14 protein-coding genes are annotated in these 14,858 nt (G+C 65.0%); 8 read left to right on the forward strand and 6 right to left on the reverse strand.

Annotation, left to right across the window (positions count from 1 at the left end; all coding sequences use genetic code 11):
- Positions 1–12: 12 nt before the first annotated feature.
- The 6 genes from F3H35_RS07440 to F3H35_RS07465 are packed head-to-tail and all read right to left on the reverse strand — an operon-like array spanning position 13 to position 4,790.
- Entirely contained in the window at positions 13–681 is a 669-nt protein-coding gene (locus tag F3H35_RS07440) for a fumarate hydratase C-terminal domain-containing protein (RefSeq protein WP_188129910.1), read from the reverse strand.
- On the reverse strand, positions 668–1,636 hold the full coding sequence (locus F3H35_RS07445) for a fumarate hydratase (protein ID WP_149778986.1): 969 nt from the start codon (positions 1,634–1,636) through the stop codon (positions 668–670). The genes F3H35_RS07440 and F3H35_RS07445 overlap by 14 nt, the downstream gene beginning before the upstream one ends.
- Positions 1,633–3,390 carry an L-aspartate oxidase gene (locus F3H35_RS07450; protein ID WP_149778987.1) on the reverse strand — a complete coding sequence of 586 codons (1,758 nt, stop codon included), beginning with the start codon at positions 3,388–3,390 and terminating at the stop codon, positions 1,633–1,635. Before F3H35_RS07450 ends, F3H35_RS07445 begins: the two co-directional genes overlap by 4 nt.
- 2 nt (positions 3,391–3,392) lie before the next feature.
- Complete coding sequence (sdhC, locus tag F3H35_RS07455; protein WP_262975126.1) at positions 3,393–3,734, reverse strand: succinate dehydrogenase, cytochrome b556 subunit; 342 nt, start codon at positions 3,732–3,734, stop codon at positions 3,393–3,395.
- Positions 3,731–4,063, reverse strand: a complete 333-nt coding sequence (locus F3H35_RS07460; RefSeq protein WP_149778989.1) for a succinate dehydrogenase — start codon at positions 4,061–4,063, stop codon at positions 3,731–3,733. The genes sdhC and F3H35_RS07460 overlap by 4 nt, the downstream gene beginning before the upstream one ends.
- Positions 4,056–4,790: a succinate dehydrogenase/fumarate reductase iron-sulfur subunit gene (locus F3H35_RS07465; RefSeq protein WP_149778990.1), complete on the reverse strand. Its 735-nt coding sequence runs from the start codon at positions 4,788–4,790 to the stop codon at positions 4,056–4,058. Before F3H35_RS07465 ends, F3H35_RS07460 begins: the two co-directional genes overlap by 8 nt.
- A 640-nt stretch (positions 4,791–5,430) precedes the next feature.
- Between F3H35_RS07465 and F3H35_RS07470 the strand changes: the two genes are divergently transcribed.
- The 8 genes from F3H35_RS07470 to F3H35_RS07505 all read left to right on the forward strand — a co-directional run bounded on the left by F3H35_RS07470 (position 5,431) and on the right by F3H35_RS07505 (position 14,728).
- Positions 5,431–6,807, forward strand: a complete 1,377-nt coding sequence (locus F3H35_RS07470; RefSeq protein ID WP_149778991.1) for a serine/threonine protein kinase — start codon at positions 5,431–5,433, stop codon at positions 6,805–6,807.
- Positions 6,808–6,846: 39 nt separating this feature from the next.
- Entirely contained in the window at positions 6,847–8,238 is a 1,392-nt protein-coding gene (locus tag F3H35_RS07475; RefSeq protein WP_149778992.1) for an FHA domain-containing protein, read from the forward strand.
- A complete protein-coding gene (locus F3H35_RS07480) occupies positions 8,222–9,148 on the forward strand; it encodes a PP2C family protein-serine/threonine phosphatase (RefSeq protein ID WP_149778993.1) in 927 nt (308 codons plus the stop codon). The genes F3H35_RS07475 and F3H35_RS07480 overlap by 17 nt, the downstream gene beginning before the upstream one ends.
- A 28-nt stretch (positions 9,149–9,176) precedes the next feature.
- Positions 9,177–10,424 carry an ATP-binding protein gene (locus F3H35_RS07485; RefSeq protein ID WP_149778994.1) on the forward strand — a complete coding sequence of 416 codons (1,248 nt, stop codon included), beginning with the start codon at positions 9,177–9,179 and terminating at the stop codon, positions 10,422–10,424.
- Between the two features lie 91 nt (positions 10,425–10,515).
- Positions 10,516–12,579: a dynamin family protein gene (locus F3H35_RS07490; RefSeq protein WP_149778995.1), complete on the forward strand. Its 2,064-nt coding sequence runs from the start codon at positions 10,516–10,518 to the stop codon at positions 12,577–12,579.
- A gap of 14 nt (positions 12,580–12,593) precedes the next feature.
- Complete coding sequence (locus tag F3H35_RS07495) at positions 12,594–13,538, forward strand: dynamin family protein (protein ID WP_223228344.1); 945 nt, start codon at positions 12,594–12,596, stop codon at positions 13,536–13,538.
- A gap of 24 nt (positions 13,539–13,562) precedes the next feature.
- Entirely contained in the window at positions 13,563–13,928 is a 366-nt protein-coding gene (locus tag F3H35_RS07500; protein WP_149778997.1) for a hypothetical protein, read from the forward strand.
- Positions 13,928–14,728: a hypothetical protein gene (locus F3H35_RS07505; protein WP_149778998.1), complete on the forward strand. Its 801-nt coding sequence runs from the start codon at positions 13,928–13,930 to the stop codon at positions 14,726–14,728. The genes F3H35_RS07500 and F3H35_RS07505 overlap by 1 nt, the downstream gene beginning before the upstream one ends.
- Positions 14,729–14,858 lie beyond the last annotated feature (130 nt).

A 14,858-nucleotide genomic window follows, 5' to 3' on the forward strand; every position in this document is an offset into this window, starting at 1 on the left:
CCGGCTTTTCCTTCAGCCGATCAGCTCCTCGTCGCGGTCATCCGTCTCGCCAAACCGTTTGAGCACCGCAGGCCGGGTGCCTTCATACACGCGGGCGAGGTTTTCCGAGATCTTGGCGTTCTCACGCTCGAAGAGGCAATTGCCGTCCATGTCCGACGCCACGATGAAGGGTCCCATGCGGTTGCATTTGATGACCCACATGGCCTGCGCAAGCCCCAGTTCCTCGTGCCAATGGACAGCCTCGACATTCTCGACGCCGCGCCCTAGCAGCGCCCCTGTGCCATAGCCCACGGTGGACAGGTAGACCGCGCCATTGGGCACGAAATATTCCTTGTAGTCCTTCGAGGACATGCCGCCCTTGCCGATAATCAGCTTGGCGCCGGTCTTGGCGATCCATTCGGGTAGCCATTTGGCAAAGCGGAACGAGGCGGTCGCGGTGACGGCACCCATGTCGAAACTGCCATCCTCGCGGATCACCGCTGCGGGTGAGCAATGGAAATTCGCGGCACTTTGCGAAGGCAACTCCATCGGGATATTGGCCTTGTCATTGAGTGCGCGCATGTAGACGCCTTCGCGGGCCGTGTACATCAGCCCATCGAGATAGACGATATCCCCCAGCCGAAGCTGTGCGATCTCTTCGTCGGTCGGGGTGGTGCTCAGCCGGACCTCACGCGGTTTCATGATCGGCCTCCTGCAAGTCGGGTTGCCAGTCCACGGTTTCGCGGCGCTGGTAGTCAGTGAACCAGTCAGGGTCGGTGCGATACTCCACCCGGCCATCCGGCCAGAGCCGCGCCACCGCCCGGCGCGAGCTGAGGCAGAAGGCATGCACGCTCATCTGCATGCCGCCGGTATGACAATAGCCCACCTCGATATTGCAATCGATCACCATGTTCTTGCCCACAAAGCCCATGGCCCCCATGCCGATGGAATTGCCAAGCTCCTTGAATTCATCCTCGAGGGCCGCGATCTTCGGGTCGGAATTGCGGCTGCCCACGGTGCGCAAGGTGGCGGCGCGCTTGCCAAGCACCATGCAGGTGTCTTTCGAACCGCCAAGCCCGATGCCGATGATCGCCGGCTGACAGGCCAGCCCCCGCTTGCCGAAGGCCACCAGCGTATCGAGATAGAACCGCTTGATCCCCTCGATCCCGTCCGACGGAAAGAGCATCCGGTAATCGGTACCGAACAGCCCGCCCTTGTGAACCGTGATCAGGTCGATCCAGTCGCCTGCGGGTTCGAACCCGTATTCGATTTCGGGCGCGCCGATGCCGACATTGTTGTTGTGATCGGTACGCCAAAGGGGATGGACGCGGTTGGGTCTGAGGGGGACGCCGGTGGTGGCATTGGCCGTGGCGCGGCGCAGGGCCGTTTCCAGCGCGCACATGCCGCCTTCGACCCGGGCCTCGTTTCCCATCTTGACGAACCAGCGCGGCACGCCGGTATCGCCGCACATGGCGCGCCGGTCTTCCTTGGCGGCGGTGTAATTCTCCAGCATGGCCTGCAACACAAAGGAGGACAGATCGCCATCCTCGGTTTCGGCGGCGGCCTTCAGCCCTTCGAGGTAATCCTCGGGGATTTCGATGGCCGCCTTGTCCATCAGGGTTTCGGCGGTCTTCTGAATCAGGTCTATGGGGATCATTGTGCGGCCACCAATGTTTCGGGTTCGCCCTCGGGCAGAATGGTGCCGCCGGGGCGAACGATGGTGAATTTGACGGGCTCGCGGGTCACGGCGACGCTGTCGCCCTCCTGACGGGCCACGGTGAAATACGAGGTCTCGAGATCGCCCTCTTCGGGGAAATCCTCGCGGTAATGCGCCCCGCGCGAGTTTTCGCGGGCAAGGGCTGCCTGGGCGATGACCTTCGAGACATCGCAGAGCGATGCCATGTTCAGCCAGTCATGCCAGGTGAGGTTGAAGGCCAGGCTGTCACTGGCGACACCGGTTTCCATGAGCTCCGCACCGATATCGGCGACCTGGCCCATGGCCTTGGTCAGTTTGTCCGCGGTGCGCATCACGCCTGCATTGTCCCACATCGTCTCTTGCAGTTTGTGGCGCAGCGGATGGACGGCGCCGATGGTCTTGCCGAAGGGGCGGCAGGCCCGTGCGATTTCGGCTTCGAGCACATCCGGGTCCGGATCGCGCAAGCCGGGCATGGAGCGGATATCGGCCCCCATAACGTCGCCCGCTATGCCGCCATAGACGGTGGAATTGGCCACGCCATTGCCGCCAAGCCGGTTCGAGCCATGCGCGCCGCCCGCGTCCTCGCCGGCGACGTAAAGCCCTTCAAGCGCTGTGCGCGTGTCCACATCGACTACGACGCCGCCCATGAAGTAATGCGCGGTCGGCACCACCTCGACCCGGCCCCCGGCCAGATCGAAGCCGCAATCGGCGCAGCGCTTGACCATGCCCTTGAATTTCTCGGCGACGAATTCCGGACCAAGATGGCCCATCGAGATATAGACCCCGCCATTGGGCGAGGTGTTGCCACGGCGCATCTCGTCATAGATGCATCGGCTGACCACGTCGCGGGTGGCCCGTTCGCCCTTGGGATCATAGTCGAACATGAAGCGATGGCCCGCGCCGTTCAGCAGATGCCCGCCCGCGCCGCGCAGGCCTTCTTCCAGCACGGTGCCGGTCATCCGGGTGTGATCGCCAGCCAGGAGACCCGTGGGGTGAAACTGCACCATCTCCATGTCGCGCAGCGGCAGTCCCGCGCGCAGCGCCATGGCGAGCCCGTCCATCGTCTTGTCGCCTGAAGGGGTATGATACTTGTACATGGTCGGACCGCCGCCCGTCGCCATGAGAACCGTCTTGGCACGCACGAAACGGAAGCGGCCCGTGCGCATGTCGATCATCAGAACGCCCGCCAGCGCGCGACCGTCGCGCGTGGGAATAAGGCCGATGGCGCGATGCTCCTGCAGTTTTTCGACCGGGCGGGCGAGGACCTGCTCCATCAGGCGGCTGATGATCTCGATCCCGGTCAGGTCGCCCTTGTGCACGGTCCGGTCGGCGGTCTGTCCGGCGAACGCCTTTTGGTGCAGGGAGCCGTCGGGGTTGCGGTCGAAGAAACAGCCGATCTCGTTTTCAAGCTCTTGAATGCGGGTCACGGCGGTTTCGCACAGGCGCCAGGCCATGTCCTGATCGGGCAGCCACTTGCCGCCGCGGATCGTGTCCATGAAATGCCGCTCGACGGTATCGCCGCCGCCAAGCGCCACGTTATAGCCGCCCTGCACCATGCGCGTGCAGCCGCATTTACCGATCAACCCCTTGACGGCGATGGTTATTTTAGTCCCCTCGGGGGCCGCTTTCTGGGCATGGAGGGCTGCAAAAAGCCCCGCGCCCCCGGTGCCGAGGATCAGGATATCGGTGTCATGGGTGTCGATCTCGGGTCGCATGGTCAGATCGCCTCAAGGAAAAAGGTGCCGGATACGAAGAAGGCCAGCGCCACGGCGGCGGCGGCCAGTGTCTTGTGACGCGCGGGCCATGGCAGCAGCTCGAGCGCGAGCAGCCGAAGACCGCCGAAAAAATGCACCGCAAGCAGGAAAACAAGGCCGAATTCCGCAAGTTTCACTGCCGGATTGTCGGTCAGCCGCAGGAAGGCATCAAGCTGCGCAGGCGCGGTCAGGGCCTTGGCCAGAACCCAGAAATGCAGCGGCAGGAACAGCGCCAGGGCAAGGCCCGAGATCCTGTGCAGCACGAAGGCCAGCCACAGCGGGTGCGAGCGGGCGGGGCGCATCATGCCCATGTCACGGCCCAGACGGCGCGTGCTCCCATGATCAAAAGGCCAAGGCCCACGGCCCATGTCAGGGCGCTCAGGGCTGGGCCTTTCAGCCCGCCCCATTCATGGGCGATCACCCGCAGGCCGATCGCCGCGTGAACCGAGACGGCCAGCACGAACAGACCGTAGAATGCGAACCAGAAGACCGAGCCTTGGGTGCGGCCAAGGATTTCCGCAGCGCTCAGCCCGCCTTGGATCGCATAGATCATCACGGCGATATGCCCGATCACCAAGGGCGCCATGATAAGGGCTGTAAGCCGTTGAGCCATATAGAGTTTCAGATCAAGCATCGCGCTTTCTCCGCAGGGCATGACGGAAGGTTTCACGCTTGAGACCGGCGATGGCCGACATCGGATCAAGCTCGTTCGGGCAGTAGCGGGTGCAGCTGCCCATGGAGTGGCAATTGTGACATCCGCCCGAGCCGGAGACCGCGTCGAGGATGGCGATACGCCCGCCATCCTTGGCGTCATTGAGCAGCGTCCAGGCCCGTTGCAGGGCGGCCGGGCCGAGGTAATCGGGGTTGCCCGCCACGGTATCGCAGGCCGCGTAGCAGATGCCGCAATTGATGCATTCGATGCCGGCATCGGCGGCCTGACGTTCCGGGGTGGTGGCGTCGACGGGGGTGATGGCGTCGTTGCGGGTGCTGGTGGGATGGTGCAGGGCTTCGGCGCTGACCCATTTGTCGAAAAACGGATCCATGTCGGCGACAAGGTCCTTGATCACCGGCATGTTTCGCAGAGGTTCGATGCGCAAGGTATTGTTTTCAGAAACTTTTTTGACATGCGTCCGGCAGGTCCAGCGCGGGATGCCATTGACCATCATCGCGCAGCTTCCACACATGCCGACGCGGCAGGCGAAGCGATAGGTCAGGGTCGGATCGGCCTGCTGCTGGATCCAGCTGACCACGTCGAGCACGGTCTGGCTTTCGCGGGAGGGGACGTCGAAGGTTTCGAACTCCCCTGTCTCGCCCGTCCCTCGCCAGACGGATACCTTGAGATTCTGCGCCTCGGCCACCACGAGCCATGCCCCCTTGTCCTGAATTTCACGTCCCCGGGAGACTATAATGATGAATTTAGCTAACGAGAAGGAACAAATTCTTATGTTTTTTGTAAGCTAAGCTTTCACATGGGGTTTGAGTGTCGGTATTTGGAGGGGTATGGATCTTGAGGGCAGTTGGGCAGAAGCGGAAAGGCCGCTGGCAAAGACCATAGCAGGTCGGGGTTAATGGATTGCAAACCCGACGGCTGGCTTGGGGGAGCCTTGGAAAAGCCCTTTGATTACAGGGGCCGAGACGCCCGCGCCGCGCGGGCGGCGAAGAGACGGGAGGCCCGCGAAAGCGCGGTCGAGCGACGGCGAAAGCTGCAGCCCGCAGGCGAAACCCCCCTTCGGTATCACGTCGGTATAACGTCGGTATTGCGTCGGTATCGGGGGGCCGCATCCGGGCGCCCCGATGCGGCCTGCGCGGCCCAGGGCTGGTCGGCGATCATGGGCCCAAACGCGCCACTGCACGCAATTGAGGTCAAATTCAGGACGATTGCCGAGTCTTTGGCCGATAATGGCCACTTTCTATCCATAATTGCCCGGCAGGGTCAGAGGCGAGTGCGAGTGCTTCTGATGTTTTCAGAACGATCTTCAATTCGGATGGACCTCTCGCACCGTGCAGCAGACCACAGTTTCAGATCAGGACACCATCGCCGATACCTTGCCGCGCGGGGCAAGGTTGCTGCATGGGCAGTATCTTGTTGAGCAGCATCTTGTCGGCGGCGGGTTCGGGATGACCTATCTCGCGCGCGACAGTCTGGATCGGCAGGTGGTCATAAAGGAATGTTACCCGAGCGCCTTTTGTTGCCGTGCGGGGCGCGAGGTGCGCCCGCGCAGCGAGGCGTTTCACGCGCAGTACGAAAGCGTGGTGCAGAATTTCATCAACGAGGCGCGGAGGCTGGCCAAGCTCGAGCATCCGGGCATCGTGCATGTCCATCAGGTCTTCGAAGAGAACAACACCGCTTATATGGCGATGGATTTCGTCGACGGTCTGGACCTTCTGACGATCCGCGAGGAGGACGCCGGGCGCCTGACGCGCGACGTTCTGGAACGCGCGCTGCGCGACACGCTCGAGGCGCTGGCCTATGTGCATGATTTCGACATCCTGCACCGCGATATCTCACCCGACAATCTGCTGCTGACCGAAGAGGGAAAGCTCACGCTGATCGATTTCGGTGCGGCGCGCGAGGGCTATTGCCGCAAGACGCGGGCGCTGTCGGCCGTGTTGTCGGTGAAGGACGGCTATTCGCCGCATGAATTCTATCTCAAGGACATCGCGCAGACACCGGCGAGCGATCTCTATTCGGTGGCGGCGACGTTCTATCACCTCATCACCGGGTCGGCCCCGCCCGACAGCCAGAAGCGGCTGGCGGCGCTGGCTTCGGATTGCGACGATCCCTATCAGCCGCTGGCGCTGGGGCCGTGGGATGCGAGCCATAACATGCTGGTCTGTATCGACCGGGCCTTGTCGGTGCCACAGAAGGACCGCATCCAGTCGGTGGCGGAATGGCTGGAGCTGATGGACAACGACGAGCTGCTGCCCGTCAGCAAGGAGCACGCCGAGACCGGGCAGGTGCCGACATGGCAGGTCAGGGAGCTGGACCCGGCGCTCTTCGATGCGATCACGTCGCTTGTCGAGGATACCAACACCCATCTCAGGCCCGGTCACGAGGCCAAGGCGCTGCATGCGATGCCGCGGCATGGCACCGCGGCGCCGGATGCGGGCGACGGCGCGGACAGCGCGGACCCCGAGCAGAAGGCCAAGGACAGGAAGCTGGTCGATATGTTCGGCGAGCCGATCGAGGATGTCGAGGCCTGGCTGAGAGAGCAGGACCGGCTGACGCAGCGCAGCGGTGCAAGACGCGACCAGCATGAGGCCGAGGATACAGAGCAAGAACCCGCGAAGACCGAAGGCCGCGAGCGCAGGGCGCCGCTTTTGAGGCGTGTCATGGGGGCGCTCACGCGCAGGCGCCGCCGGTCGGACGAGACATAGGATGACAGAGCATTGGTCCAGAACTGAAAGGATCTGAAAATGAAATTCATACGCGATATTATTGGCGAAAAGCGCCACCACCCCCGCAAAGAAGCTGATGCGGGGCAAGGGCGCATCCCGACCGGGCCTGCGGCCGATCTGGCTCAGCCGGTTGCGGGCGCATTGAGATTGCAGCCCGAGCATCGCATCCCAGAGGCCGGGGCGCAGCAGATCCTGCCCGAGCCGGTGGCGCAGGACTGGCGCGTAGCCCCCGAAGCCGATCCTTGGGAGGCGGATTCTTGGGAGGCGGCACCCACAAAGGACCGGCTTTGGAATGAGGGCAGCGATGAGGATGAATACACGCCCGCGGAGATCGCCGGGGAGGATGGCTTTGCCCCTGCGGTGCAGGAGTTGAGCGAGATCCTCGGGCGCGCGGAAGAGGCGCAGGCAGTCGAGGCCGAGGGCAGCGCGCTTGCCGAGGGTCCAAAGGATGTGCCGGAGGATCCGGGGGTAAATCTGGTGGAGGATCTGGCAGAGAATTCGGGGCGGGACGAGACCGGCGTGATGCCCCATGCCGATGCCGCCGAGGACGAAGGCAGCGACGCGGACACCCCGCTTGCGGATCTGTCCGAGGACGATCTGAGCGCCTGGCTTGCGCGGATGGACAGGGCGCCTGCCCAGGTTGGGGATGAGATGGCCGCAACGCTGGCCGAGGATGCAGCGCCCGAACCGCCGGCAAAGGCAGAGGATGCGGCGGAGCCTGATTTCGCCTTGTCCTTGCGCGCCGTGAAGGACCTGATGGGGCAGTCGGCACAGCCTGTGCCAGAGGCCGCGCCCGAGCCCGAGCCCGAGCCCGAGGCGCTGGCCCCCGAGCCTCTTGCCGAACCTGCCGCCGCCGCGCCCGACAGCGCCGAGCTGCCGGCTGGCCCGGTGGATGTGCCGACGCCCGCGCTGGGGCGCGGCTCGAGCCGACCGGGGCGCGTCAAGACACGGCTCTTGGGGTTCAATCCGGGGCAGGTTGCGGGGCTTGATCCGCTGGCCCGGTCCCGGGACGACGCGCAAGGCAGCGGCGCGAGTTTCCCGGTGGGCTGGCTGGTGGTGGTCAAGGGGCCGGGGCGGGGCACGGCCTTCACCTTGCAGGGCGGCGTGGCGCAGATCGGGCGCGGCGCAGGGCAGGCGGTGCGGCTGGATTTCGGCGACAACAGCATCTCGCGCGAGAACCATGCCGCCGTCGCCTATGACGATGAAAGCCAGACTTTCTATATCGGGCATGGCGGCAAGGCCAATCTGGTGCGGCGCAATGGCCGGCCGGTTCTGAGCACCGAGGAAATGTCGCCCGGCGATCTGATCGTGATCGGTGAGACCACGCTGAAATTCGTGCCGCTCTGTGGCCCGCAGTTCAGCTGGGCCGACGAGACCCAAGGCGGGCAGGCTCATGCGTCCCTCGGTTGATGTGGTCTATGACGCCTCGATGGTCATCGATCAGGGCCGTCGCACGCGTCAGGAAGATGCGATCGTGTCGGATTTTCCGGCGGGCAACGGTTTTGGCTTCATCGTTCTGGCGGATGGCATGGGGGGGCATGCGGCGGGCGACATGGCCAGCAAGATCGTGGTCACCGAGGTGTTCAGCGAGTTGAAGATGCAATCGGGCGATCCGGTCGATCTGGAGGGGCGCATCGGCGAGATCCTTTGTGCGGCGGCGCGCAGTGCGAATGACTGTGTCGGGCAGTATTCCAGCCAGAGCCCCGGAAGCGAGGGGATGGGGGCGACGCTTCTGGCGCCGGTGCTGATGGAGGATCGGCTTTACTGGATCTCGGTCGGGGATTCGCCGCTTTACCTGTTTCGCGATGGCAGCCTGCAGCGGTTGAACGAGATCCACTCGGTCATGTCGCAGATCGATTACCTTGTGGACAGTGGCATGATGGCGCGCGAGGAGGCCGTGAACCACCCCGATCAGCAATGCCTGACATCGGTGCTGATCGGGCGCGAGATCCCGCAGATCGATTGCCGCGCCGTCCCGGTGCAACTGGAGCATGGCGATATCCTGATCGCGGCGAGCGACGGGTTGCAGGCGCTGGGCGATGACCGGATCGAGGAATTGCTGCGCTTCACCCGGCAGCAGAGTGCCGCGCAGATCGGCGAGGGGCTGTTGCGCGACATTGCGCGGCTGGACGATCCCGAGCAGGACAATGTGTCGTTCTGCGTGGTCAAGCTGCTCAAGCAAACCGAGATGGCCAAGACCGACGACGCGTCCGAAATGGTCGAGGCAGCGGATGACCTGCTGCGCGAGACCCGCCATGGGCGGCGTGGATCGGTCACCATTCTGGCGCGTGTGTCGCGCGCGCGGGAGGTGGCGGGATGATGCGTTATCAGGACCAAGGAGAGATGTCGTGACCAGATCCGATGCCACAATGCCCGTCGTGGACCGTCTGGAAAGCGTGCTGGAAGCCGCCGATATTCCCGGACCCTATCATCGCTGGGGGTCGCGGCTTCTGTCGCATCTGCGCAAACCCGTGCAGGTGGTCGTGACCGGCCTGCCGGGCAGCGGCAAGACCGCTTTGGTCAACATGCTGGCGGGCCGCACGGTGCTTGGGGGGCAGGATGAGGCGGCCATCTCGGAAGTGGCCTATGGCCCGGATGCCCGTGCGGTGTTCGAGATGGAGGATGGATCGGTCGCGGTCAGTGCCGGGCTGGTGCGCGACGTGGCCTGGCCTGCGGATGTGCGCCTGACCCGTCAGGAACTGCCCGACCCGAGGCTGGAGCGGCAGAGCCTTGTGGAGATCGGCCTTCCGGCCGATCCCGCGCAGCAGGCCGCCAGACTGCAGGAGATCGTGGCGCGGGCCGACATGATCCTGTGGTGCACCGAGCGGTTCGATGAGGCCGAGCAACGGCTATGGGCCGGGGTGCCGGATACTCTCAAGGATCACAGCCTTCTGGTGCTGACCATGGCGGACCGGCAGATGATGCGCGGCGTTCTGGCCCGCCGGATCGAGGCGCTTGATCCGATCGTGGCCGAGGAGTTTCTGGGTCTTTACCCGGTCGCCACCATGCAGGGCATCACGGCGCTGACGGCGGAGACGGCGGTGGATGACAGGCTGTGGGCCTCGAGCGGGGGCAAGGCGCTTGCGGCTTGCGTTGCCCATCAGGTCGAGCAGGGCCGGTCGAGCGATGTCGATCAGGCCCAGATGCTGCTGGACAGGTTGGCGGCGCGGACCGGCTGGCGCGGCGCCAAGGCGCGCGACATGCTCGGTGTGAGCGGTGCGCGCGGTGAGGTGATGGCCGTGCAGGCCGACAACCTTCCAAAGGGCGGCGAGGTGCTGCTGGGGCAGGCTGTGAGCCTTTTGCAGACGCGGGCGCGCGAGATGCTCGAGGCCGCAGACAGCGACGCGGATGTGGATACCGACAAGCTGCTGGATGAGTGCGTCGACGCGGTGGCGGCCCTTGCCGGGCTGATGGACCGCGAGGGCGACGGGACCGCCGAGGGGGAGTTGCGCGCCGATTTGCAGGATGGCGAGGAAATGCTGCTGCTCTTCCAGCTCGAGCGCGGCGAAGAGGCGGCGCTGGATGCGGTCACGCTGCTGTTGCAGCTGCGCAAGGAAATGGTCGGCCGGATCGCAGCGGCGGAGGGCGCGGGATGACCGAAGCGGAGCATATGGGCGCGCGCTTCAACGCGGCGCGGCATCTCGCAGCCCAGCCATTTGTCGCAACGCAAGCAAAAGCGGGAACAGAATGACCTTCGAAAGCGACATCGACACGACCACGCAGATCAGAGCACCGGCCCGCCCGACCAATCTGAAGGCGGGCATGGAGGAGCTTGCGCGTTTTGCCAAGGACGCAAGCCACATGGACGAGGCGCTGGACCGGTTGTCCGAGCTGTCGGGGCCGGGGGCCGAACGCGCGGTCGCGCGCCTCAAGGAGCAGCTTGCCGCCTTCGAGCCGTGCATCACGCTTCTGGGGCAGGTGAAGTCGGGCAAGACCTCGCTCATCAACGCGATGGCGGGTTGGGCCGATCTCTTGCCGTCGGACGTGAACCCGTGGACCTCGGTTGTGACCTCGCTGCATCTCACGCCGGCCAGCCGTCGGGCCGAGACGGGCGCGCGGTTCCGCTTCATGACCGAGGCCGAATGGGACCGTCTGACCACCAAGGGCGGGCGGATCGGAGAGCTGGCGGGCCGCGCCGGTGCGGCTGGCGAGCTTGAGAAAATCCGCCGCCAGATCGAGACGATACGCGAAACCGCAGCCAGGCGGCTTGGTCGGAATTTCGAGTTGTTGATCGGGCAGGAGCACGATTACGGCTATTTCGACAAGAACCTGCTGGAGCGCTATATCTGCCTTGGCGACGATTTCGATTCAGAAGATGACGGCCAGACCGGCGACGATCAGGGACGGTTCGCCGATATCACCCGATCTGCCGAATTGTTCCTGAATTGTCAGACGGTGCCGTTCCGGATGTGTCTGCGCGACACGCCCGGCGTGAACGACACGTTCATGATGCGCGAGATGGTCACGATCAACGCCGTGCGCGACAGCAAGCTGTGTGTTGTCGTGCTGTCGGCGGGGCAGGCGCTGACCTCGGTGGACATGGCGCTCATTCGGATGATCGCAAATCTCAAGTCGCGCGATGTGGTGATCTTCGTCAACCGGATCGACGAGTTGCCCGACCCGGCGGCACAGGTGCCCGAGATCGAGCAGAGCATCCGTCAGACCCTGAAGGATCACGACGGGCCGGCGGATGCCGAGATCATCTTCGGAAGCGCCTATTGGGCCGGTGCCGTACTGAGCGGCGAGATCGAAGAGATGGACGACAAAAGCGCCGCGGCGCTGATGGATTGGGCGCGGCACCGGCTGGAGGCGTCTCTTGCCCGGCAATCGGCGCCCAACATCGTCTGGGAAATGTCCGGCCTGCCGACGCTGTGGCGCGCCTTGTCGGAGCGGATCGTCGGCACCCTCGGCAATGCCTGTCTTGCCAATGTCGCCAGATCGGCGATCACCATCGGCACATCCCGGCAGGCGGCGCGATCGGTGGTGATCGAGGGCGCGGGCGGGGTCTCGGAGATCAGCATGCACGAGCTGCGCGCGGCAATGGACAAGGTGGCCGGCGACAGCATGGCCGCGCTGGAGGCCGATCTCGAGGCGATCTTTGCCGAGTATCGCCAGCGGGCCGACCGCGCGCATGAGACATTCCTTGACCGCGCGACCCATTCGCTGCTCGAGCATCTCGAGCGGCGCGGCGCCGAGCATATGTGGGAATACGACCCCACGGGGCTGCGGCTGCTGCTGCGATCGGCCTATTCGGTGCTGTGCAAAAGGGTGAAGGCCGCAGCCGAGCGGCATTACGAAGCGGCGGTGCGTGACGCGGCGGGGGTGCTTTATCAGGGCTTCGGTGCGGCGGTCGAGGGAATCCAGCTGGGCGTGCCCGAGGTTCCCGAAGCGCCCGCGCCGGTGGCGCTGGCGCAGACCATCGCGCTTGATTTCAACGACAGCTGGTGGGCGTCCTGGTGGCGCCGCGCCCGAGGGCAGAAGGCCTTTGCCAAGCGGTTCAGACGGCTGATCCTGGCCGAGACCGAAGATTTCATGAGCCAGATGAAGGATGCGCAGACCGTCGATATCCGGGCCGGGGTGCTGCGCGAGATGACGGCGTTTTTCGACCAGCAGAAGGATGTGCTGTTCGAGCTGACATCGGGTGCGCATCGCGGCGGCGGGGTGGAGGGGCTTTTCGCCTCGGACGAGGAACGGCAGCGCCGGGAGCTGCTGGACAGCGCGCTCGAAACCTTTGAGCGACATGCAGCATGATGGAAGAGATGGCCATGAGCACAGCAGAACTGATCCCCGAGACGGCCGCACGCAAACCGCGGCTTGCCCTGATGGGAGAATTCAGCGCGGGCAAGAGCACGCTGTCGAACATGCTTCTGGGGGGCGCGCCCTTGCCGGTGCGGATCACCGCGACCCGCCTGCCGCCGATCTGGATCAGCCATGGCGAGGATCGCGCCGTGGCCGTGGGCCATGACGGGGCCGAGCGCGATCTGGATATCGCCGAGCTCGACGAGGTGTCGCTGGCGGATACACGGGTGATCCGGCTGCAGACCGAAGCCGATACGCTCGAGATCTGCGATCTGATCGACATGCCGGGGATTTCCGACCCCAACATGTCCTCAGAAGTCTGGATGTCGATGATCCGCGAGGTGGACAGCGTCGTGTGGTGTACTCATGCGACACAGGCCTGGCGGCAATCCGAGGCGGCGGTCTGGGAGCAGATCGCCGGGGGCACCAACGGGCGCAACCTGTTGTTGATCACCCAGATGGACAAGCTGCGCAACGCGCGCGACCGCAGCCGCGTGCTCAAGCGGGTGGAAAAAGAGGCGGGTGATCTTTTCGAGGCGATCTATCCGGTCTCATTGACCGAGGCGCTGGCTGCCGAAGAGGATGCGGGCCTTTGGGATGCCAGCGGTGCGGCGGCCTTTGTCGAGCATCTGGTCGATCTGCTGCTCAATGCGCCCCTGGCCGCGGGCACGGGGCCATATCGGTCCGCGCCTGCGGGGCATGATCCGTTCGACAGGCTGACCGGACAGGCCGAGGACCCGTCGGCGCGGGCCGGGGTGGTGCTCACGGCGGTCGAGGACCCGTCCGGCCCTGACCTGACTGCGGATGCCGCGCCGGCGATCATGCCGCGGCGCGTGCAGGCGCCATCAGACAATCCGAGACGATCGGCGCGGCCCGAGCGATCCGGCCCGCCGGGCCACGGAGATGAATGACCGGATGACCGCAATGGGGGAAACATGAGCCTTTCGGACCGACTTGACGAGATGCGTGCCGGGATCGCGGGCTGTTCGCTGGTGTCGTTCGGGGATTTGCAGACCTCGCTGGCGCTGCGCACCAGCTCTGCGGCCCCATGCCCGCGCGAACGGCTGGACGAGATTTTCGCACAGGCGGCGGCAGGGTTCGCGGCGGCCGACAGGCTTGCGGCAGATGCCGAACCGGTTGGCGATCTGTTTGTTCTGACGCCTTCGGATGTGCGTGTCTTCGTGCGATCGCTGCGCAACGCGGCGGATGTGGTCTGTGCCGTAGGCGAGACGACGGACGAGATCGGGACCATGACCGCACGCGCGAAACGCATTCTGGATGACGCGGAGCGAACAAGCTGATGGGACGCACCTTGCCGGCCAGTTCGACGCCCGATACCAGCACCGTCCTGCACCTGCGCCGGACCCTTGCGCGTGTGGCAGCACCCGATGCCGATCTGCGGGCGAGCCTGCGGGAAGTCGCACATGGCCCGGAGGATCTGATCCGTCTGGTGGCGCGGCAGATCGAGGAGACGGTGTTGCCCCGGTCCTATGCGCTGATCGCCGATCGGCAAGAACTGGCCCGGCTGAGCATTTCGAACCGCAGGCTGATGGCGCTTTCTTTGGTGACGCAGGAGACGGATATCGGTGCCGACGAGGGGGCGTTGAGCGCCGCACAGATCTATGCCCGGCGCCTGCATGCGCTGGCGAGCGATGCGGCCGGGCCGGTGCGCCTGCATCTGCTGGGCCGCGCCAGCGGGTTGGGCGGGGGCATGGCCAGTTGCTCGGCGCGGGCGCTGGCCGAAAGCTTTGCCGCATTGGGCGGCGATGGCGGGCTGGACGGATTTTTCGAGCTGCTGTCCGGGCAATGTCTGGCGTGGCTCAGGGTTGAGGGCGGGAAGGGCGAGATCGGCTGCGATGGACCGGCCGATATGCTGGCGACACTGCGGCGCTTGTTGCCGGAGCATGGCCGGACGGGCTGCCCCAAGGTCGGGCAAAAACCTGCCTGCACGGTCATCGCGCTGGGTGGTGCAGGGCGTGCGGTGATCGCGACCGACGGCGCGGCCTGCATGCTGGCCCTGGTTCCCGAGACGGCCCTGGCGGCGGTGCTGGCGGCCTGGAAGGCGACCCAACGCCCGGCACGGACAGCGCAGCGGTCCTGAGCTTGGGCGCGGCGGCTCGCCCGGGCGAGCATCAAGACAAGACGGCGCGAGAGGCGCCAAAGGCCCAAAATTCACCGCAATCGCGACCAAATAAATTCGCGAAGCACCGATAGACCGGGGCAATTGTAGA

It is taken from the genome of Roseovarius litoreus (assembly GCF_900142765.1).
Taxonomy (GTDB): Bacteria; Pseudomonadota; Alphaproteobacteria; order Rhodobacterales; family Rhodobacteraceae; genus Roseovarius; species Roseovarius litoreus.